General features: G+C 57.3%; 15 protein-coding genes and 3 tRNA genes. 9 read left to right on the top strand and 9 right to left on the bottom strand.

Annotated elements, in window-relative coordinates:
* The first annotated feature begins 127 nt into the window (after nt 1-127).
* Both gyrA and rcsC read left to right on the top strand, forming a co-directional pair.
* Nucleotides 128-2,776, top strand: a complete 2,649-nt coding sequence (gene gyrA / locus D7I37_RS26160) for a DNA topoisomerase (ATP-hydrolyzing) subunit A (RefSeq protein ID WP_061795829.1) — start codon at nt 128-130, stop codon at nt 2,774-2,776.
* Nucleotides 2,777-2,920: 144 nt separating this feature from the next.
* Entirely contained in the window at nt 2,921-5,782 is a 2,862-nt protein-coding gene (rcsC, locus tag D7I37_RS26155; protein ID WP_061795830.1) for a two-component system sensor histidine kinase RcsC, read from the top strand.
* 54 nt (nt 5,783-5,836) lie between these two features.
* Here rcsC and rcsB read toward each other — a convergent pair whose 3' ends face one another.
* The 4 genes from rcsB to D7I37_RS26135 are packed head-to-tail and all read right to left on the bottom strand — an operon-like array spanning nt 5,837 to nt 10,557.
* Nucleotides 5,837-6,487: a response regulator transcription factor RcsB gene (gene rcsB / locus D7I37_RS26150; protein ID WP_061795831.1), complete on the bottom strand. Its 651-nt coding sequence runs from the start codon at nt 6,485-6,487 to the stop codon at nt 5,837-5,839.
* Nucleotides 6,480-9,182 (bottom strand): phosphotransferase RcsD, encoded by a 2,703-nt coding sequence (rcsD, locus tag D7I37_RS26145; RefSeq protein WP_061795832.1) that lies wholly within the window; start codon nt 9,180-9,182, stop codon nt 6,480-6,482. The genes rcsB and rcsD overlap by 8 nt, the downstream gene beginning before the upstream one ends.
* A 21-nt stretch (nt 9,183-9,203) precedes the next feature.
* The gene (locus D7I37_RS26140) at nt 9,204-10,358 is read right to left on the bottom strand and encodes an MFS transporter (protein WP_129544702.1); all 1,155 of its coding nucleotides are present in this window, start codon (nt 10,356-10,358) and stop codon (nt 9,204-9,206) included.
* Nucleotides 10,359-10,413: 55 nt separating this feature from the next.
* Nucleotides 10,414-10,557 carry a hypothetical protein gene (locus D7I37_RS26135; protein WP_242502746.1) on the bottom strand — a complete coding sequence of 48 codons (144 nt, stop codon included), beginning with the start codon at nt 10,555-10,557 and terminating at the stop codon, nt 10,414-10,416.
* A 755-nt stretch (nt 10,558-11,312) separates the two neighbouring features.
* Between D7I37_RS26135 and D7I37_RS26130 the strand changes: the two genes are divergently transcribed.
* Both D7I37_RS26130 and D7I37_RS26125 read left to right on the top strand, forming a co-directional pair.
* On the top strand, nt 11,313-12,425 hold the full coding sequence (locus tag D7I37_RS26130; RefSeq protein WP_061795834.1) for a porin OmpC: 1,113 nt from the start codon (nt 11,313-11,315) through the stop codon (nt 12,423-12,425).
* A 153-nt stretch (nt 12,426-12,578) separates the two neighbouring features.
* Entirely contained in the window at nt 12,579-12,995 is a 417-nt protein-coding gene (locus D7I37_RS26125) for a VOC family protein (RefSeq protein ID WP_095098507.1), read from the top strand.
* Here the strand turns inward: D7I37_RS26125 and D7I37_RS26120 are convergent.
* Entirely contained in the window at nt 12,989-13,567 is a 579-nt protein-coding gene (locus D7I37_RS26120) for a TetR/AcrR family transcriptional regulator (protein WP_095098504.1), read from the bottom strand. The genes D7I37_RS26125 and D7I37_RS26120 overlap by 7 nt on opposite strands.
* 111 nt (nt 13,568-13,678) lie before the next feature.
* Here D7I37_RS26120 and D7I37_RS26115 point away from each other — a divergent pair, with 111 nt between their 5' ends.
* From D7I37_RS26115 to D7I37_RS26100, 4 genes are all read left to right on the top strand, one after another.
* Nucleotides 13,679-14,146 (top strand): nuclear transport factor 2 family protein, encoded by a 468-nt coding sequence (locus D7I37_RS26115; RefSeq protein ID WP_061795837.1) that lies wholly within the window; start codon nt 13,679-13,681, stop codon nt 14,144-14,146.
* Nucleotides 14,147-14,328: 182 nt separating this feature from the next.
* A complete protein-coding gene (osmE, locus tag D7I37_RS26110; RefSeq protein ID WP_061795838.1) occupies nt 14,329-14,658 on the top strand; it encodes an osmotically-inducible lipoprotein OsmE in 330 nt (109 codons plus the stop codon).
* A gap of 157 nt (nt 14,659-14,815) precedes the next feature.
* Nucleotides 14,816-14,903, top strand: a tRNA-Ser gene (locus D7I37_RS26105).
* Between the two features lie 6 nt (nt 14,904-14,909).
* A tRNA-Thr gene (locus tag D7I37_RS26100) sits at nt 14,910-14,985 on the top strand.
* A gap of 137 nt (nt 14,986-15,122) precedes the next feature.
* Here D7I37_RS26100 and D7I37_RS26095 read toward each other — a convergent pair.
* The 4 genes from D7I37_RS26095 to D7I37_RS26080 form a co-directional block, all read right to left on the bottom strand.
* On the bottom strand, nt 15,123-16,301 hold the full coding sequence (locus D7I37_RS26095; protein WP_061795839.1) for an acyltransferase: 1,179 nt from the start codon (nt 16,299-16,301) through the stop codon (nt 15,123-15,125).
* Between the two features lie 172 nt (nt 16,302-16,473).
* Nucleotides 16,474-16,550, bottom strand: a tRNA-Pro gene (locus D7I37_RS26090).
* Nucleotides 16,551-16,628: 78 nt separating this feature from the next.
* Nucleotides 16,629-18,410: an LPS biosynthesis-modulating metalloenzyme YejM gene (gene yejM, locus D7I37_RS26085; protein ID WP_061795850.1), complete on the bottom strand. Its 1,782-nt coding sequence runs from the start codon at nt 18,408-18,410 to the stop codon at nt 16,629-16,631.
* Between the two features lie 9 nt (nt 18,411-18,419).
* Nucleotides 18,420-18,647, bottom strand: coding sequence for a YejL family protein (locus D7I37_RS26080; protein WP_129544701.1), 228 nt, complete (start codon nt 18,645-18,647; stop codon nt 18,420-18,422).
* Between the two features lie 200 nt (nt 18,648-18,847).
* Between D7I37_RS26080 and yejK the strand changes: the two genes are divergently transcribed.
* Nucleotides 18,848-19,858, top strand: a complete 1,011-nt coding sequence (gene yejK, locus D7I37_RS26075) for a nucleoid-associated protein YejK (RefSeq protein ID WP_061795851.1) — start codon at nt 18,848-18,850, stop codon at nt 19,856-19,858.
* The last annotated feature ends 3 nt before the right edge of the window (nt 19,859-19,861 follow it).

Here is a 19,861-nt window from a genome sequence, read left to right as displayed (position 1 = left end):
TTATCTGCATAATTTCCGCGAAACAGCGGCGGTTATTTTCCCGTAAAGCGTGCTTTGTGATATAGTTTTACACCTTTGCCACTATGGCAGCGGGCAGATGAATCATTAGTAGAGGGATAGCAGCTCCATGAGCGACCTTGCCAGAGAAATCACACCGGTAAACATCGAAGACGAGTTGAAAAACTCGTATCTGGACTACGCGATGTCCGTTATTGTCGGACGTGCGCTGCCAGATGTTCGTGATGGACTGAAGCCGGTTCACCGCCGCGTTCTGTACGCGATGAGTGTATTGGGTAACGACTGGAATAAACCATACAAGAAATCGGCCCGTGTCGTCGGGGACGTGATCGGTAAATACCACCCGCACGGTGACAGCGCGGTTTACGACACCATCGTGCGTATGGCTCAGCCGTTTTCACTGCGTTACATGCTGGTGGACGGTCAGGGTAACTTCGGTTCCGTCGACGGCGACTCCGCCGCGGCGATGCGTTATACCGAAGTGCGCATGTCCAAGATTGCTCACGAACTGCTGGCGGATCTGGAAAAAGAAACCGTCGACTTCGTGCCTAACTACGATGGCACCGAGCAGATCCCGGCCGTTATGCCGACCAAGATCCCGAACCTGCTGGTCAACGGCTCGTCGGGTATCGCCGTGGGCATGGCCACCAACATTCCGCCGCATAACCTGTCAGAGGTCATCAACGGCTGTCTGGCCTACATCGATGATGAAAACATCAGCATCGAAGGGCTGATGGAACACATCCCGGGGCCGGACTTCCCGACGGCGGCGATCATCAACGGCCGCCGCGGCATCGAAGAGGCCTACCGCACCGGGCGCGGTAAAGTCTACCTGCGCGCGCGCGCGGAAGTGGAAGCCGACGCCAAAACCGGTCGCGAAACCATCATCGTTCACGAGATCCCGTATCAGGTGAACAAGGCGCGTCTGATCGAGAAGATCGCCGAGCTGGTGAAAGAAAAACGCGTCGAAGGCATCAGCGCGCTGCGCGATGAATCCGACAAAGACGGCATGCGCATCGTCATCGAAGTCAAACGCGACGCGGTGGGCGAGGTGGTGCTGAACAACCTGTACTCGCTGACCCAGCTGCAGGTGACCTTCGGCATCAACATGGTGGCGCTGCATCAGGGCCAGCCGAAGCTGCTGAACCTGAAAGACATTCTGCAGGCCTTCGTGCGTCACCGCCGTGAAGTGGTGACCCGCCGTACCATCTTCGAGCTGCGTAAAGCCCGCGATCGCGCCCATATCCTGGAAGCGCTGGCCATCGCGCTGGCCAACATCGACCCGATCATCGAACTGATCCGTCGCGCGCCGACCCCGGCGGAAGCCAAGGTGGCGTTGGTAGCCCAGCCGTGGGATCTCGGCAACGTCAGCGCCATGCTGGAACGCGCCGGCGACGACGCCGCCCGCCCAGAGTGGCTGGAGCCGGAGTTCGGCATCCGCGACGGCAAGTATTTCCTGACCGAGCAACAGGCGCAGGCGATCCTGGATTTGCGTCTGCAGAAACTGACCGGCCTGGAGCACGAAAAGCTGCTGGACGAATATAAAGAGCTGCTGAACTTTATCGCTGAGCTGATCTTTATTCTGGAAAGCCCGGACCGCCTGATGGAAGTGATCCGCGAAGAGCTGGTGGCCATCAAAGAGCAATACAACGACGGCCGCCGCACCGAAATCACCGCCAATACCTCAGACATCAATATCGAAGACCTGATCAATCAGGAAGACGTGGTGGTTACGCTGTCGCACCAGGGCTATGTGAAATATCAGCCGCTGTCCGACTACGAAGCCCAGCGCCGCGGCGGCAAAGGCAAGTCAGCCGCCCGCATCAAGGAAGAAGACTTTATCGATCGCCTGCTGGTGGCCAACACCCACGATACGATCCTGTGCTTCTCCAGCCGTGGCCGCTTGTACTGGATGAAGGTGTATCAATTGCCTGAAGCCAGTCGCGGCGCGCGCGGTCGCCCTATCGTCAACCTGCTGCCGCTGGAAGCCAACGAGCGCATTACCGCCATTCTGCCGGTGCGCGAGTATGAGGAAGGGCGCCACGTGTTTATGGCGACCGCCAGCGGCACCGTGAAGAAAACCGCGCTGACCGAGTTCAGCCGTCCGCGCAGCGCCGGCATCATCGCCGTTAACCTCAACGAGGGCGACGAGCTGATTGGCGTCGATCTGACCGACGGCAGCAACGAAGTGATGCTGTTCTCCGCCAACGGTAAAGTGGTGCGCTTCCCGGAAACGCAGGTGCGTTCGATGGGCCGTACCGCCACCGGCGTGCGCGGCATCAACCTGGGCGAAGGCGACAGCGTGATCTCGCTGATCGTGCCGCGCGGTGAAGGCGATATCCTGACCGTGACCCAGAACGGCTTCGGTAAACGCACCGCGGTCACCGAGTACCCGACCAAATCGCGCGCCACCCAGGGGGTTATCTCCATCAAGGTGAGCGAGCGCAACGGTCAGGTGGTTGGCGCCGTGCAGGTGGAAACCACCGATCAGATCATGATGATCACCGATGCCGGTACGCTGGTGCGCACCCGGGTGTCGGAAGTCAGCGTGGTGGGCCGTAATACCCAGGGCGTGACGCTGATCCGCACTGCGGAAGACGAGAACGTGGTCGGCCTGCAGCGCGTAGCCGAGCCGGTGGAAGACGAAGAGCTGGACAGTCTTGAGCCGGGCGCGGAAGCGGCGGAAGAAGACGCGACGCCGCTGGACGATGGCGACGATGCGGATATCGCAGATGATGCAGATGATGACAACGCCTAAAGGCTGAAACATCATTGAGACAAAAGGGCCTGGCAGCGATGCTAGGCCCTTTTTCAGTTATATGGTTTAATTGGCGGGCCAAACCGCAGGCTGCGGTTCCGTTGTGAACGCGCGCGCCGCCACTTACTTTCGTATGGTATCCGATTGAAATATTTAGCCTCTTTCCGAACTACGCTGAAGATATCCCGCTATTTGTTCCGGGTGCTGGCGATTATGCTGTGGTCGTTGGGGGCGCTGCTCACCACCTTTTATATTCTGAACATCCTGCATCAAAAAGAATCGGACATCCGGCAAGAGTACAATCTGGATTTCGATCAGGCGCAGGGTTATATCCGCCACTCTGCCGATATTATTCGTGACATCAAGTACATGGCGGAAAATCGCCTCAATGGCTCGGTCAGCAGCATCGATATGTTCAGCGGCGTTTTTCCCGGTAAAGGCAGCCCGCCGCAGTTTTACCCGCTGTATCCGGAATCCAACTGTACGCTGAATACCGCCTACCGCACCTCTTTGGATTCGCTGAGCGGGCTGATCCAGTATTGGAAAGAGAACTTCGTCGCCGCTTACGACCTCAACCGGGTGTTCTTTATCGGCGGCGACAGCCTGTGCATGGCGGAATTCGGCGGCGGCAACGCGGTGACCAACCGCGAGAACGTGCTGAAATCCCTGCACGAACGCATCCTGAAGTACCGCAACGCCAAGAACCAGGACAAGGACAACAACCTGTACTGGATCAGCCCGAGCCAACAGCGGCCGGACGTCGGCTACCTGTATGTGCTGACGCCAATCTATATCGGCAACAAGCTGGAGGCGCTGCTGGGCATTGAGCAGACCATAAGGCTGGAGGATTTCGTCACCGCGGGCAATCTGCCGATCGGCGTCACTCTGCTGGATGAGAACAACGAGCCGGTGCTGCGTCTGGCGGATGGCGAAAGGTACGCCGCGTCGCTCAACAGCTACCCCGACGAGCATGCGTATTTCGGCTATGTCGACAACTACCGCGATCTGATCATGAAGAAGGCGCTGCCGCCGTCGACGCTCAGCATCGTCTATGCGCTGCCGGTGAAGAGCGTGGTGGAGCGTTTCAAGGTGTTGATCCTGAATGCGCTGCTGCTGAACCTGCTGTCGGCCGTGGTGCTGTTCACGCTGGCCTGGCTGTTTGAACGCAAAATGTTCCTGCCGGCGGAGGAAAACGCTTTCCGGCTGGAGGAGCATGAGCAGTTCAACCACAAGATTGTCGCTTCCGCACCGGTGGGCATCTGCATCCTGCGCATCAGCGACGGCACCAACATTCTGAGCAACGAGCTGGCGCACAATTACATCAACCTGCTGACGCACGAAGACCGGGATCGCATAACGCGCATCATTTGCGAGCAGCAGGCGAACTTTGTCGATGTCATGACCAGCAATAACAATAATTTGCAAATCAGCTTCGTGCACTCGCGCTACCGCAACGAAGACGTGGCGATCTGCGTGCTGGTGGACGTGAGCGCCCGCGTGAAAATGGAAGAGTCGTTGCAGGAGATGGCGGCGGCGGCGGAGCAGGCCAGCCAGTCCAAGTCGATGTTCCTGGCCACCGTCAGCCACGAGCTGCGCACGCCGCTGTACGGCATTATCGGCAACCTCGACCTGTTGCAAACCAAGGCGTTGCCGCAGGGCGTCGACCGCCTGGTCAATGCGATGAACAACTCTTCCGGCCTGCTGCTGAAGATCATCAGCGATATCCTCGATTTCTCAAAAATCGAATCCGAGCAGCTGAAAATTGAACCGCGCGAGTTTTCCTGCCTGGAGGTGATCACCCATATCGCCGGCAACTATTTGCCGCTGGTGGTGAAAAAGCGGCTGGGGCTGTACTGCTTTATCGAACAAAACGTGCCGGAGCGCATCTATGGCGACCCGGTGCGGCTGCAGCAGGTGCTGTCCAACTTGCTGAATAACGCCATCAAATTTACCGATACCGGCTGCATCGTCCTGCAGGTGTGCACCCGCGGCAGCTATCTGGAATTCAGCGTGCGCGATACCGGCGTCGGCATTCCGGAAAAGGAGATCACCCGCCTGTTCGATCCGTTCTTCCAGGTCGGCACCGGCGTTCAGCGCCATTTTCAGGGCACCGGTTTGGGGTTGGCGATCTGCGAAAAGCTGATCAACCTGATGGACGGCGATATCGCCGTCGAATCCGAACCCGGCCTGGGCAGCCTGTTCAGCATCCGCATTCCGTTGTTCAACGCCCAGTTCCCGATCCCGCAGGCCAGCGACACCTGGCAGGGCAAAACGCTGTGGCTGGATATCCGCAATCAGCGGTTGGAGAGCTACCTGATGGAGATCCTCGGCGGCTACGGCGCCAGGGTGCTGCGCCATGAAGGGCAGGATACCGCCGCCGGCGAGGTGATGCTCAGCGACCATCCGATCATGGTCAATACGCCGCTGCTGGCGCAGATCCAGTTCTCGACCGAGCACATTGGCCCGTCGTTGGAAACCCGGCCGGGCTATTGGATGCACAGTACCTCCACCCCGCGCGACACGCTGGCGTTGCTCAACCGGCTGTTCGGCGTCGGCGGCGAAGGCGGCCAGGCCCTGATGCAGCTGCCGGTACCGGCCAAGGCCAGCGCGGTGGACAATGGCGATATCCATTTGCTGGTGGTCGACGATCACCCGATCAACCGTCGGCTGTTGTCCGATCAGCTCAGCTCGCTGGGTTATCAGGTCGTGACCGCCAACGACGGCGTGGATGCGCTCGGCGTGCTGGAGCACCAGGATGTCGACATCGTGCTGACCGACGTCAATATGCCGAACATGGACGGTTACCGCCTGACCCAGCGCCTGCGGCAGATGAACTTCACTGCGCCGGTGATCGGCGTGACGGCGAATGCGCTGGCGGAAGAGAAGCAGCGTTGTATCGAAGCGGGGATGGATAACTGTCTGTCGAAGCCGGTAACGCTGGAAACGCTGGAGCAGACGCTGGCGTATTACAGCCAGCAGGTGCGGCGCGACCGTACCGATGCCTGAAAAGCAAAAGGCACGGCGGATGCCGTGCCTTTTTTAGGCTGAGCGCCTGGGCGATCAGTCTTTGTCCAGCGGCGTCATGCTGACGGAGGACAGGTAATTGAGCAGCGCGATGTCGTTTTCGACGCCCAGCTTCATCATCGCCGACTTCTTCTGGCTGCTGATGGTCTTGATGCTGCGGTTGAGCTTCTTGGCGATTTCGGTGACCAGGAAACCTTCGGCGAACAGGCGCAGCACTTCACTCTCTTTTGGCGAGAGGCGCTTGTCGCCGTAACCGCTGGCGCTGATCCGCTCCAGCAGTTTGGAGACGCTTTCCGGCGTGAACTTTTTGCCTTTCTGCAGGGCGGCCAGCGCCTTGGGCAAATCGGTAGGCGCGCCCTGTTTCAGCACGATGCCTTCGATGTCCAGATCCAGCACGGCGCTCAGGATCGCCGGGTTGTTGTTCATGGTCAGCACGATGATCGACAACTGCGGATAGTGGCGTTTGATGTATTTAATCAGCGTAATGCCGTCGCCATATTTATCACCCGGCATCGAAAGGTCGGTGATCAGTACGTTGGCGTCCAGCTTGGACAGATTGTTGATCAGTGCGGTTGAGTCTTCAAACTCCCCAACGACATTCACCCATTCAATTTGCTCAAGTGACTTCCGGATGCCAAACAGTACGATAGGATGGTCATCAGCAATAATTACGTTCAGGTTATTCATGTTGTTGGTTACCTTGCTCCAGCAGTCTGCTGACGAAAAAATCAATCTGACTGATGTTATTCTCGATCTCGAGCGCATCACCGTCCGCGATGTGCTGTTCTAACGACTCACACAGTTGCTTGCCGGGAAGCAGATTTAACATGGCAAACACGCCTTTCAGGCGGTGTGCGGTTTGCGACAGAGCGTTGAAATCACTGCTGCCCGCCTCAGTATACAGTTTTTTGACATCAGCGGGTACTGTATCGACAAACAGACCATAGTAATCGCTTGATTTCAATTGTTTTTCATAGAGTTGGATGTCATCGGCGGTCAGCGAAAGCAGGTTTTCCTCCTGCTCCAGCGCCGCCATTTGCTGCTCGATCAACATCAGCACGGCGTCGATCATTGCGCCGCTCAGGTTATAGTTTACCCGGATGTAACGTTTTTCCAGCTGTTGCCAGCCCGCTTCATCGCTGGTCAGCAGCAGGGTGTAATCATCCGCCCGCCGCGGGTTATCGGTCAAGAGTACGTCGTAATCGCGGTTGATCTGGCGATCGTCGGCCACGATGCAGCTGGCGCCGTAGGCCTGCAGCAGTTGGGTGACGATGCCGCGCACTTCTTCCGAGGTAATGTCCAGCAGGGCGGTCACGCCGTCGAGCAGCTTTTCCTGCTCTTCCGCTTCTTTCTTTTCCATCTCCATGGCGACGCGGATGGTATAGCGGGTGCCGATATCCACCTTGCTGCGAATATCCAACTGGCCGTTGAGCTTTTTGCACAGCTGATTGCACAGGAAGAAGGTGATGCCGGAGCCCTGATTAAAGCGATCCACCAGCGTCTGGCTGAGGAACGGGTAGTTGAGGTTGCTGATTTCCTCGTTGGAGATGCCGGAGCCGGTATCGTTAATGTGGAATATCAGGCGGTCCGGGTGCTCGGGCTCATGGTCGACCACCAGCGAAATCTTGCCGCAGGCGGTAGTGATGATGGCGTAATGCACCAGCAGCGAGATAACTTTGCGCAGCGCATTGGCGTCGCCAATGTAATTTTGCGCGACATCCAGGTGGAAATGGTTGAACAGCGCCAGCCCTTTCTGATTGATGGCGGGCAACGCCTCCAGCAGCAGCTCGTCGATCAGCGCCGCCGGGTTGAATGGCTGCCGCGACGGCTGCCAGTCCTGCGTTTCCAGGCGGGTGAGCAGGGTGATGTTTTCAATCAACCCCAGTACCGAGGACGACTCCGCCGTCAGCTGATTCAGCAGCGCCTGGCGCTGCTCTTCATCCGGCTGGTGGCGCAGGCGATCGGCCAGATCGTGCATCTGGCGCACCGGCTGGTTCAGTTCGATGCCCAGGTTATGCAGCATCAGCTTGCGCGCCTGGACGTTTTTATCGTATTCGCGCCGCGCCTGCTGCAGCCGTTTATTGACCATCACCTCTTTGTCCTGATCGTTCAGCAGGAACAGGTAGGTTTCCGGCGACAGCTGGCTGCGGAAGATGCGGATTTCATAGACTTCATTATTCACCGTGGCCTGGATCACGCCGTGGTGCTGCTCGGCCATATGGGCGATTTTTTGCAGGCTGAGGTGCGGCAACAGGTGCTCGGCGATTTTATTGCTGGCGATCACCGCATTGCTGGCGAAGTTGTAGACCAGCAGGCCGGAGGGCAGGCTGGCGATGATCTCCTGATTCAGCGCGCGTTCGGCTTCCAGCTCCACCGCCATGCTCTCGCTGGGGCGGATGTATTGGCGGCGGATGAAATAGATGCTCATCATCGACAGCCCCAGCAGCAGCAGGTTGATGACGATCAGCCAGATATTGTTGCGCAGCAGATCGATGGCCAGATTGAGGGCCGAAACGCGATAAACCACCTTCAGCGGCGCATTGGGCAGCGCCGCGCTGAACTCTACCCAGCTGCCGTCCATCGCCACGCCGGTGCCGAGGGCGGTTTCCGCCGGTATGACGCTGTCGTCCAGGTCGACATCGTCGGGCTGCAGCAGGAAGCTTGAGCGCGCCATATTGGTCGGGATGATGTCGTTGATCGGCAGATCGAAGGCGATCACCGTGGCCAGATGCCCCGGCTGGTTAAAGGTGGTGCGGATCGAGAACGAGTAGGCGTTCTGGAAACGTTGCTTGCGTAAAGCGGAGAAGCTCTCGCGTTCGTCGAGCATGTTGGCTTGCTGCAGCATTTCGGCGCGCCGATCCTCCGCCGACGTGGTCAGATAGCTTTCCCTGAAGCGCGAGGCCAGCTCTTTCAGCGGCTGGGTGGTGATCAGGCTGAGGCTGTTATCCTGGCCGTTGAGATAATACATGGCGTAATTCTCGGTTTTGGCGCCCCAGTAGGTATCCAGATAGGCCGAGATATTGGCGATCATCGCCAGCGTGCCGTCGTCGTGGCTGCCGAAAATCACCGCATCGGTTTTCTTGTGCGGCTTTTCGACGTAGTAGACATCCGGGCGCAGCCGGGTTTCCTGCAGGCTGGGATCGAGGCTCAGCGACGGCGCGTTGCCGAACTTGTCATAGACCTGGTAGGTCATATAACGGTAAGTGTCGATGCGTTTCTGCAACGCGGTGGCGATGTTGTTCAGCGCGTATTTCTTTTCCGTCAGCCAGGCGTTGGTGTAGTTGTAGCCGTACAGGCCAATGCCGATCAGCAGCAGCACGATAAACAGCAGGAAGCTGCGGGTAATATTGTTTGAGCTGATGGTCAGTTGTTTGTTTTGCATAGATGGCTGCGCATTCCTGAATCAGCGGGTGATGGCTCTGGCGCTGGCGGTGACCGCCAGCAGCAGCGCGGCGACGCAGGCGAAGGCCACCGTCAGGTTGGAGAACTGAGCGATAAAACCAATTAACGCCGGCCCGGCGAGGATGCCGGCATAGCCCACGGTGGTGACGGAGGCGATCGCCAGGTTGGCCGGCATATCGTGCTGATTGCCCGCCGCGCTGAACAGGATCGGCACCACGTTGGAGGCGCCCAGGCCGACCAGCATAAAGCCGATCAGCGAAACGGTGGCGTGATTGAAGACGATGGCCAGGCTCAGACCGATTGCGGCGCACAGGCTGCCCAGCAGCAGCACCCGATACCTGCCCAGGGCGTTCACCACCCGGTCGCCGTTCAGCCGGCCGATCGTCATGGTAATGGAGAACAGGGCATAGCCCAAGCCGGCCTGGCTGTGTTCGACGCCGCGCAGGGTGGTCAGGAACAGCGCGCTCCAGTCGAGCATCGAGCCTTCCGCCAGGAACATGATAAAGCACAGTATGCCGATGAACATCACCCAGCCGCGCGGCAGCACGAACATCGGCCCGCCTTCGCTGGCGCCGCTTTCGCGCAGCAGGTTGCGGCTGGCGAGCGCCAGCAGAGCGAAAACCACCAGCACGGTAGCCAGCGTCGCCAGCAGCGGCGACAGCCCCAGCCACAGCAAGATGCTGACGCCGCCGGCGCCGGCAATGCCGCCCACGCTGAAAAATCCGTGAAAGCCGGACATCATCGCTTTGCCGCTGGCGCGTTCGACGATCACCGCCTGCACGTTCATCGCCACGTCTATCATACCGATGGCCGCGCCAAACAGCAGCAGCGCCACGGCCATGCCGCCGATGGAGTTCATCAGCACCAGCAGCGGCAAATCGATGCACAAGGCCAGCCCGGCCAGCAGGATCACCGGGCGGCAGCCCAGTTTGCCGGTCAAAAAGCCGGTGAGCGGCATCGCCAGCATCGAGCCGGCGCCAATGCACAGCAGCAGCAGGCCCAGCGAGCCGTCGTCAAGGCCGATGCGCGCCTTGGCGAACGGCACCAGCGGCGCCCAGGCGGCCATGCCCAGGCCGGCGACAAAAAAAGCCAGACGCGTGGCGATCTGTTGAGGAACGCCGGGAGTTTGCTGTTCATTGCACAAGGTGGAAGTCATGTAGGCGTCAGGATCTATGGTGAAAATGCCGGCTGAAAGTTATGGACTGTTTTTATCACAATACGCGATCCGGGTCGAAAAGATTCGCGCTGTCATCGCGCTGCGCTCCGCCCCGGCGCACCAGCCACAGGGCGATCACCTGCACGATATAGTCCTTCTGCCGTTGATCCAGCGCTTGCCCTGGGGGATGCCGTGCCATTTGGCCAGGCAGCCGAAGCCACAGCCGGTCGGGTTGGAATATCATCAATGAGCTTATTGCGGACATGCTGGTTTTTTTCAGGCTGCCAGAAGCGCGGCGGCGCTGCCAATATAACCTTAAATCATCCCGTTAAGCGGGGAAACGGCGGCGGAGAATTTTTTTGCCGAAGCAAATGCGGTTAACTTGTAGCCTAAAATAGCCAGAAAAATTAGCTATTAGTGCGGAAGTTAATTAGCGGAATAATATCATCGGGTTATTTGTTTTGGTCGGGATCGGCGCGGTTGCCGAATTGTGAGGTAAATGTGGAGAAAATAAAAACCGGCCATAAGCCGGTTAAAAGGTATAGAAATTATCTTTCGATAATGAAGGTAATAATGAAAATAATGATGATAGCGAGGTGATTATAGCGTCGGAGCTCAGCGGGCGTTTTGGCACAATGTGCTTATTGGTCGCCAAGATTGTATGGTTAGCTTTTTTTTCTTAAAGTTTTGTATAACTGCATGATTTTTTGTCTGTTAATCTATTTTTTATCATTATGTGCTTTATTTTGTTTGTCTGTAATGTTTTGTGAAAGTTCGCGCGTATTTACATTTTGAAACCTTTCATAATTACAATGAAACACTATCGGATACTTGGTATCATTTTCTTTCTGGATTAATATAAACCTTGTTACCAGAATGGTAATGCACAGTCGCGCTAATAATGCTCAGAAGGGCAGTGGCCATAGCTCGACATAATTAATGAGGATAATAACGATGAAACTTCGAGTACTCTCCCTGATGGTACCCGCACTGCTGGTTGCAGGCACGGCTGGCGCGGCGGAAATCTACAACAAAGACGGTAATAAACTGGATTTGTTCGGTAAAATCGATGGTCTTCACTATTTCTCCGATGATAACGGGTCCGACGGCGACCAGTCTTATATGCGTTTCGGCCTGCGTGGCGAAACTCAGATCAGCGACCAACTGACCGGTTACGGCGAGTGGGAATATCAGGCAAACCTCAACCGCGCTGAAAGCGAAGACAACAACAACTTCACCCGCGTTGGCTTTGCGGGCCTGAAGTTTGGCGATTACGGCTCTCTGGACTACGGCCGTAACTATGGCGTGCTGTACGACATCGGCGCATGGACCGACGTTCTGCCTGAGTTCGGCGGCGACACCTACGGCGCGGACAACTTCATGTTCCAACGCGCTAACGGCGTGCTGACCTACCGCAACAACGACTTCTTCGGTCTGGTGGACGGCCTGAGCTTTGCCCTGCAGTATCAGGGTAAAAACGACAGCGCCACCGAGTCCAACAATGGCCGTGACGTGCTGGCGCAGAACGGCGACGGTTACGGCATGTCCGCGACCTACGACCTGGGCTACGGCATCAGCGCCGCGGCGGCTTACTTCTCTTCCGACCGTACCAACGAGCAGAACGGCAACAACAACCCGGGCATCCTGGGGCGCGGCGACAAGGCTGACGCCTACAGCGGCGGTCTGAAATATGACGCCAACAACGTCTACCTGGCGGCGATGTACACCCAGTCTTACAACGCCACCCGCTTCGGCAGCAGCGGCAGCACCACCTACGGCTACGCCAACAAAGCGCAGAACGTTGAAATCGTGGCGCAGTACCAGTTCGACTTCGGCCTGCGTCCTTCCGTGGCTTACCTGCAGTCTAAAGGCAAAGACATCGACCGCGGCTGGGGCGACCAGGATCTGATGAAATATGTTGACGTGGGCGCGACCTACTACTTCAACAAAAACATGTCCACCTATGTTGACTACAAAATCAACCTGCTGGACGACAGCGACTTCACCAAATCCGCCGGCATCAACACCGACGACGTGGTTGCCGTGGGCCTGGTTTACCAGTTCTAAGCGACAGCGTGTGAATATGACAGCGCGGCCTTCGGGCCGCGTTTTTTTTTGCCTGCGATAGGGCACGGATTGATCTCTGAGCGGCACCGATTGCCATTCTGGCGCGGTGGCGATGGCCTAGGCTGTAGCTGTAGAGACGAACCGGGAGGTCATATGCAACTTAAAATCGAACGGGTAATTGAAACCGTGCTGTACGTGCGCGATATCGAGCGCGCCGACGACTTTTACCAACGAGTGTTGAAGCTGCCGACGATGGTGGCTAACGAACGCTTCCGCGCCTACAACGTGGGCGGCCAAAGCGTGCTGCTGCTGTTTATCGAAGGGGATTCGCTGAAGGGGGCGCATTACCCTGAAGGCTATATCCCGGCGCATGACGGCGCCGGGCCGCTGCATATCGGTTTGGCGGTGACGAAAGAACAGCTGCCGCACTGGGAGCGGCAGCTGGCGGCCAATGGCGTCGAGATCGAAGGACGGATGCGCTGGGAGCATGGCGGAGAAAGCATTTATTTTCGCGATCCCGACGGCCATCTGCTGGAGCTGGTAACGCCGGGCATCTGGGCCAACTACTGAGCGAACCCGCCTTTGGCCAGGGTTTGCAGCATTTCTTTCAACAGCCGCAGCGCTTCCTGCGGCTGCCGCTCAATCTGAACCTTCACGATCGCCCCGTCGATCAGCATCGCCAGCATGGCCGCCCGTGGCTGTTGCTCCGGGCCTTCGGGCAGATGACGGGCAATTTCGTCGGCCATCTGCCGTTTGTGCTGCTGCGCGAGGCGCAGGCTTTCCGGCAGCATGTCCGCCAGCTCCACCGCCGTATTGATGAACGCGCAGCCGCGATAGTGCGGATCGCCGAACCACTCCTCCAGACAGAGCGGCAATGCCGACAGCAGGCCGCCGGATTGAGCGACATGCCGCGCCAGAGAGCCGCTGAACCACGCCAGCCACTGCTGGTGGCGGTAGTTCAGGAAAGCCTGAATCAGCTCGTTCTTGCTGGGAAAGTGGCGATAGAAGGTCACCTTGGTGACGCCTGATTCCTTGATGATCCGATCGATGCCGGTGGCGCGGATCCCTTCCCGGTAAAACAGATCGTGCGCCGTCAGCAGGATGCGCTGGCGGGCGGGGGGCGCCTTGGGGGCAATCGACATGGCGGTTCTCCTGAGATTTTAGCTGCAATGATTGTAGACAACTCTGTCTACGTGCGCTAGCGTAAACGTGTAGACAGAGTTGTCTACATAATTGCAACCGAGGAGATCCGCATGAGCATCAAACCCCCATTGCCGCCCTTTAGCCGCGAATCGGCGATCGAAAAAGTCCGCCTGGCGGAAGATGCCTGGAACAGTCGCGATCCCGAGCGGGTTGCGCAGGTTTACTCCCCTGACACCCATTGGCGCAACCGGGCGGAATTCGTCGAGGGTCGCCAGGCGGTGTGCGCATTCTTGCGGCGTAAGTGGGCGAAAGAGTTGGAATACCGCTTAATCAAGGAGCTGTGGGCCTTTGACGGCGCGCGCATCGCCGTGCGTTTCGCTTACGAATGGCGCGACGACTCCGGCAACTGGTATCGCAGCTTCGGGAACGAGAATTGGGAGTTCAATCAGGACGGGCTGATGATCAACCGGCACGCCTGCATCAACGACATGCCGATCCGCCAGCAGGATCGCCGCTTCCATTGGCCGCTCGGTCGTCGCCCGGACGACGTTCCCGCCCTGAGCGATTTTGGATTCTGAACGCCGTTAAGCGCCGCTGCAGTGTCGAAGACGGGGGAGGCGAGCGTCAGCCGCAATTTTCGCTGTGTGGCCCGCCGCGTCATCCGCAGAAAAAACGCACCGATAGATAAAGTGAAATTTGTCGAAAAGTCTTTCTTCTTCTAGACTTAGGAGACAATAAACGCACTCCAAGAGGACAAGCTATGACGAAGAAGCTGGTTTTGGCCGTTTGCACAGCGGCGGCATTTTCCATTCTTGCTGGCTGTACTGCGTATGACCGAGCCACCAGTTATGTTAATGAACCGGTGGTCAGCGACGTAAAAGTAGGGATGACTAAACAACAGGTGCGGGCAATCGCCGGCCCTCCGTCCACGACGGCGACCCTGGTTCATGCGCAGGGCACCTGCGATACCTATGCGGTAGCGCCGCGCGACGGCAAGGTGCAGACCTATTTTGTCAGTTACAACGACACCGGCCACGTGATGAACAAGGGCTATCAGTCCTGTTCGGAGTACGACTCGCAGCCTAAATAATCGGCATCTCGCTGAGCAAAAAAGCCCCGCTTTCGCGGGGTTTTTCATTTTTTCACCGCTAGCGGCCTGAAGTTTAAGCAAATGCGCTTTCGGCAGCATTTTTTTTCATGAAAACGGTAGACATTTCATAACGGTACCGTTAATATCTGCGCCCATTGGAAGGATGGCCGAGTGGTTTAAGGCAACGGTCTTGAAAACCGTCGAGTGTAACAGCTCCCAGAGTTCGAATCTCTGTCCTTCCGCCAAATTTAGCCGGCTTAGCTCAGTAGGTAGAGCAACTGACTTGTAATCAGTAGGTCACCAGTTCGACTCCGGTAGCCGGCACCATAAAAGAAGCCCCAGCAGCGATGCTGGGGCTTTTTGCTTTTTGCTTTTTGTCATTGCCGGCTGGCGGTTCTCTGCAAGCGCCTAAAGAAAAAACCCGACAGCGCTGTCGGGGTTTTGGCATCGGAGGGTCCGCATGGTTACGGCATGGCTATCGCTTTTGCCTGCTGGCGACCGATAATGGTCTTGCCCAGTTTGATGCCCGGTTTCTCAATAAAGCGATACAACAGCGTCGCGATCCCGTAGGTGACAGGAACAATAATCGCGGATGCGGCGACGAATCTGACGGCTGAAGGCAGTTCCGCAAATTGAGTATTGGACAGCAGGTAGGCGATGACCGGCAGCACAATTAACAAATGCAGCAAGTAAACGGAGTAGGAGACATCGCCAATAAATACGCTGAATTTGTTAGTTAAAATCCAACGAGGGAAACGCAGTATGTTCGCCCATGTGCTCCCTTCGGTGCGCGGCCACAGGATAGCCGCCATCCCCAGGATCATGCCGATTTCCGCCAGGAAGCGCATTTTGTTCAGATTGCCTTGCATCAGATAGAGGCTGACGAAGGCTGCGACCAGAGCGCACGCCAGGTAGGCGATACTCTTACCGCGAATGGCTTCCGCAATAAACATCCCCGCGATAAACAGATTCAGCTTGAACAGGATCATCGATGGCATCGGGAAGGCTGAAAAGTAGCCAGGCAGCAGATACTTGGCGATAGCGCACAGTGCGATAACGCTAAAGCAGGCGCGCGCAAAGCCCCATTTCATTACAGCTAACATGATGAATGGGAAGAGGAAATAGAACTGCATTTCCAGCCCAATGCTCCAGTCAGGCAAGACGGTATTGAATGAAAACTCCGGCAGTAAACCAAACATAAAGCTGACATGGGTGAAAACGTTTAAAAATGAATGATCGCTATAGCGCGAGCTGTTGGTTTGAGTGGCGCTATAAAAACTACTGATAGTGTCTCTGGCTTCGCCAAAGTAGCTGCCAAAACCAATGGCGAAAATCAGTAATACGTAGTAAAGCGGGGCAATGCGGAAAAAACGGCGTAACCAAAACTTTTTAAAGGTGGCTGAGTCGGTCCACGGCTCTTTTTCTTTGCGCTCCACATAGTTTTTCGCCATCAGATAACCGGAGAGCAGAATGAAGAGATCAACGCCGATAGCTGGATCGGAAAGGATGGGGAAGTGAAAATTGGTTAAAATGCATATGTGGCCTAAAACGACCCAAAGAGAGGCCAGGCCTCGTAGCCCTTCTAATTCTTGTGACCATTTTTTAACAGGGGGCTTAGAGTGCCCCTCAGAATCGTACCCCATTACAGCTCCCAGTATTTAGGTAAACTTTGTTCAATATAGCATGCGGAATACGCTGAGTTTACTGGGCCAATTCTGAATCTGTTGGCGGGAAGCGCGGGGCTGTGGGAATGGCGGTCACTTCTCTGGCGGCACAAAAAAACCAACCGCAAAGGGTTGGTTTTTAAAGGTGTTTTGGTCGGCATGAGAGGATTCGAACCTCCGACCCCCGACACCCCATGACGGTGCGCTACCAGGCTGCGCTACATGCCGACGCTATGGAAAATCATACTACCTGTTCCCGATGTTAATGCAAGAGCCTCTCCATCCGATTGCTTTTGTTTTAAGCAGTTAGTTGGCGATAAAGCGTTTTACATCGGTCAGCACCTGCAACAGCAGGGCAAGCTGAGGTTTTTCGTCTTTTATCTCTTTGTCGTCTTTATCGTACGCGCGGTAGTTGCCGTTGTTGTCCAGCACCAGCGTCTGCGTTGGCGTGGTGATGACCAACAGGTTGCTGTCCCCGGTGGCGATCCAGTTGTTGCGGCGCTGGGCGGCGAACAGGTCTTCGCCCTGCGAATAATCCTTCGCCGTGGTTTTCACATGCAGCAGGCGCTGCATCAGCGTACGCATCACATCGTTATGGCCGGTGAGCTTATTGATGGTCTGCGCCGGGGTGCCCGGCCAGTGGATCACCAGCGGCACATGCAGCTGAGGCTGGCTGAAGCTGCTGCCGGCGCCCCATTGGCCTTTGCCGGTGTCGTTGAATTCGACGCCGTGCTCGGCCGTGATCACCACCACGGTTTTCTCCAGCAGGCCGCGTTGTTTCAGGGTGTCCAGCACCTGGGCTATCTGCGCGTCCACCTCTTTGGCGCCGCTGCGATAGCGCTGGATGAAGTCGGCCGGCGCCGGCGTTTTTTCATCGGCGGCCGGTTCGGCGCCGCTGAAGTTGATATAGGAGAACCAGGGTTCCCGGCTGCCCTGATCCGTCAGCCAACGCTGCCACTGCCGGGTGGTCATTTCGTCGCTTTGTTTGACCGGCGCCGGCAGCGAGAAATCGGTCAACAGAGCCTGGCGATACAGGCCGGCGTTAAAGCCGTCGGACGAGAACAGGCCGAACTGATAGCCCTGATCGCCAAGCGCATTCACCAGCGCCGAAGGCTTGCGCGCGGCGAGAACGCTGTCCAGATAGGTCGGCGAAATGCCGTAAAACAGGCCAAACAGGCCGGTGTCGGCATGATTTCCCGAACTGTAGTGGTCGCTGAAGCGCACATTTTCCTGCGCAAAGCGGGTCAGGGCGGGCATGTCCTGCGCCATATCCTGAGGGCGCATGCCGTCCACCACGATCATCAGCAGGTTGTAACCGCTGCCTTTATCGCTGTAGCTGAGGTCGCTGAGCGGGTACTCCACCGCCACGGCTTCCGGGTTGCCCTGCTGCACCAGGCGCCGTTCATATTCCTGCTGATCGAGCAGGCCGTGTTTCTCAAGGAACTTACGCGCGGTCATCGGGTACGACAGCGGCAGGTTGGCGCGCTGCATGGTGATCGGGCGATAGAAGTTGGCGTCGGCCCAGATGTAAATCAGGTGCGAGGCGAAAAAGGTGCAGATGAACAGCACCGCCAGCGGTTTGCCGAAACGTTGCCGGTTGAGGCTGCGCAGCTTCTGCCAGCTCCAGGTGCCGAACAGCATCTCCGCCAGGAAGATGATCGGCACGCAGATGAACATCAGCTGCCAGTCGCGCGCCAGCTCGCTTTGATCCGGGTTGACCACCAGTTCCCACACCACCGGATTGAGGTGAAGGTGGAAATGGGAGAAGACCTCGCTGTCGACCAGCAGCAGCGTCAGCCCTGCGGTCGCCAACGCGGCGGAAATAAAGCGCAGCAGCCGCTGCGACATCACCACGAAGGTGAGCGGGAAGATCACCAGCAGGTAGCCGGCGAACACGATAAAGCTGAAGTGGCCCAGCAGGCTGACCAGGGCGTAGATCCGGCCCAGCAGCGAAGAGGGCCAATCGGTGACAAACAGGTAGCGGCTGCCCAACCCGAGGGCGAGCAGGATATTGAATAAGGCGAACCAGTGCCCCCAGCTAATCATCTGGGAGACTTTTTCACGATAACGCTGACGGTTTGTCACCATAAGTAAGTATTAATGCGCTTTATCTTCACGAATAGAAGCCTGCAGGGCTTCAGCAAACGATCTCGCCAGGGTTTTCCGCTGCGCGGGAGCAACGCTGGTGTTGATCAGATTAGTTACCATGTTGCCCAGCACCATCAGAGAAAGATCGGTGGGAGTATGGTGTTTTTCCAGAACGTTGGCCAGCTCTGAGAGCAGTTGTTCAACGTGTTCGTCACTGTAACGAGATGATTGTGGCATAAGATTGCGCTTAGTAACCTGACAAAGTCCCATATCTTACCGTATAGGGCAGTGATTTTCCGCTCTTTTATCGCCCCCTTTCGTACTTGACGTCGCCGCATCGACGAGTTTGCGGATTGCCCGCGCTGTTTCGGGTTTTGGTATTGCAGGTCGAAGCCTTCGGTGTTTGAATACGCGGCTAAAGAACAGGAGGATTTACCATGAGTCTGGATATCGACCAGATCGCTCTGCACCAGTTGGTTAAACGCGACGAGCAAACGCTGGACGTGGTGCTGCGCGATTCCCTGCTTCCGGCCAACGCGGCGGTGGAAGAGATGATGGCGGAACTGCATCGCGTTTACAGCGCCAAGAGCAAGGCCTATGGCCTGTTCAACGAAGGCAGCGAACTGGCGGAAGCGCTGCGCACCTGCCGCAAGGACGACAAGGACTTTCTGGCGTTCAGCCGCGCGGCCACCGGGCGTTTGCGCGATGAGCTGGCCAAGTACCCGTTCGCCGAAGGCGGCGTGGTGCTGTTTGGTCAATACCGCTACCTGGCGGTGGAGTATTTGCTGATTGCGGTGCTGAACAGCCGCAACAGCATGCGCGTCAACGAAGAGCTGGATATCAACACCACCCATTATCTGGACATCAACCACGCCGACATCGTGGCGCGCATCGATCTGACCGAGTGGGAAACCAACCCGGAGTCAACCCGCTACCTGACCTTCCTGAAAGGGCGGGTGGGGCGCAAGGTGTCCGATTTCTTTATGGATTTCCTGGCGGCGGCCGAAGGGCTCGACACCAAGGCGCAGAACCGCGGGCTGCTGCAGGCGGTCGACGATTATTGCGCCGATGCGCAGCTGGATAAAAACGAGCGCCAGTCGGTGCGCCAGCAGGTGTACAGCTACTGCAACGAGCAGCTGCAGGCCGGTGAAGAGATCGAGCTGCAGGCGCTGTCGCAGGAAATCGCGCCGGTCGGCGAGAAGGATTTCATGCAGTTCTCCAGCGAGCAGGGCTACCAGCTGGAAGACAGCTTCCCGGCGGATCGCGGCACCCTGCGCCAGCTGACCAAATTCGCCGGCAGCGGCGGCGGCATCAGCATGAATTTTGACGCCATGCTGCTGGGCGAGCGCATTTTCTGGGACGCGGCGACGGACACGCTGACCATCAAAGGCACGCCGCCGAACCTGCGCGACCAGCTGCAACGCCGTTTGAACGGCGGCAATAAGTAAACC

The organism is Serratia sp. 1D1416, assembly GCF_003641105.1.
GTDB classification, from domain to species: Bacteria; Pseudomonadota; Gammaproteobacteria; order Enterobacterales; family Enterobacteriaceae; genus Serratia; species Serratia ficaria.
The sequence above is the reverse complement of the archived record's forward strand: the minus strand, read 5'-3'. Positions and strand labels throughout refer to the sequence as shown.

Bases quoted from the DNA above. Each gene is read 5' to 3' on its own strand.
- D7I37_RS26130 (WP_061795834.1), top strand. From the start codon at position 11,313: ATGAAACTTCGAGTACTCTCCCTGATGGTACCCGCACTGCTGGTTGCA.
- D7I37_RS26080 (WP_129544701.1), bottom strand. From the start codon at position 18,647: ATGCCACAATCATCTCGTTACAGTGACGAACACGTTGAACAACTGCTC.
- yejK (WP_061795851.1), top strand. From the start codon at position 18,848: ATGAGTCTGGATATCGACCAGATCGCTCTGCACCAGTTGGTTAAACGC.
- osmE (WP_061795838.1), top strand. From the start codon at position 14,329: ATGACGAAGAAGCTGGTTTTGGCCGTTTGCACAGCGGCGGCATTTTCC.
- D7I37_RS26125 (WP_095098507.1), top strand. From the start codon at position 12,579: ATGCAACTTAAAATCGAACGGGTAATTGAAACCGTGCTGTACGTGCGC.
- rcsD (WP_061795832.1), bottom strand. From the start codon at position 9,182: ATGCAAAACAAACAACTGACCATCAGCTCAAACAATATTACCCGCAGC.
- rcsB (WP_061795831.1), bottom strand. From the start codon at position 6,487: ATGAATAACCTGAACGTAATTATTGCTGATGACCATCCTATCGTACTG.
- gyrA (WP_061795829.1), top strand. From the start codon at position 128: ATGAGCGACCTTGCCAGAGAAATCACACCGGTAAACATCGAAGACGAG.
- D7I37_RS26140 (WP_129544702.1), bottom strand. From the start codon at position 10,358: ATGACTTCCACCTTGTGCAATGAACAGCAAACTCCCGGCGTTCCTCAA.
- D7I37_RS26095 (WP_061795839.1), bottom strand. From the start codon at position 16,301: ATGGGGTACGATTCTGAGGGGCACTCTAAGCCCCCTGTTAAAAAATGG.
- D7I37_RS26120 (WP_095098504.1), bottom strand. From the start codon at position 13,567: ATGTCGATTGCCCCCAAGGCGCCCCCCGCCCGCCAGCGCATCCTGCTG.
- yejM (WP_061795850.1), bottom strand. From the start codon at position 18,410: ATGGTGACAAACCGTCAGCGTTATCGTGAAAAAGTCTCCCAGATGATT.
- D7I37_RS26135 (WP_242502746.1), bottom strand. From the start codon at position 10,557: ATGGCACGGCATCCCCCAGGGCAAGCGCTGGATCAACGGCAGAAGGAC.
- D7I37_RS26115 (WP_061795837.1), top strand. From the start codon at position 13,679: ATGAGCATCAAACCCCCATTGCCGCCCTTTAGCCGCGAATCGGCGATC.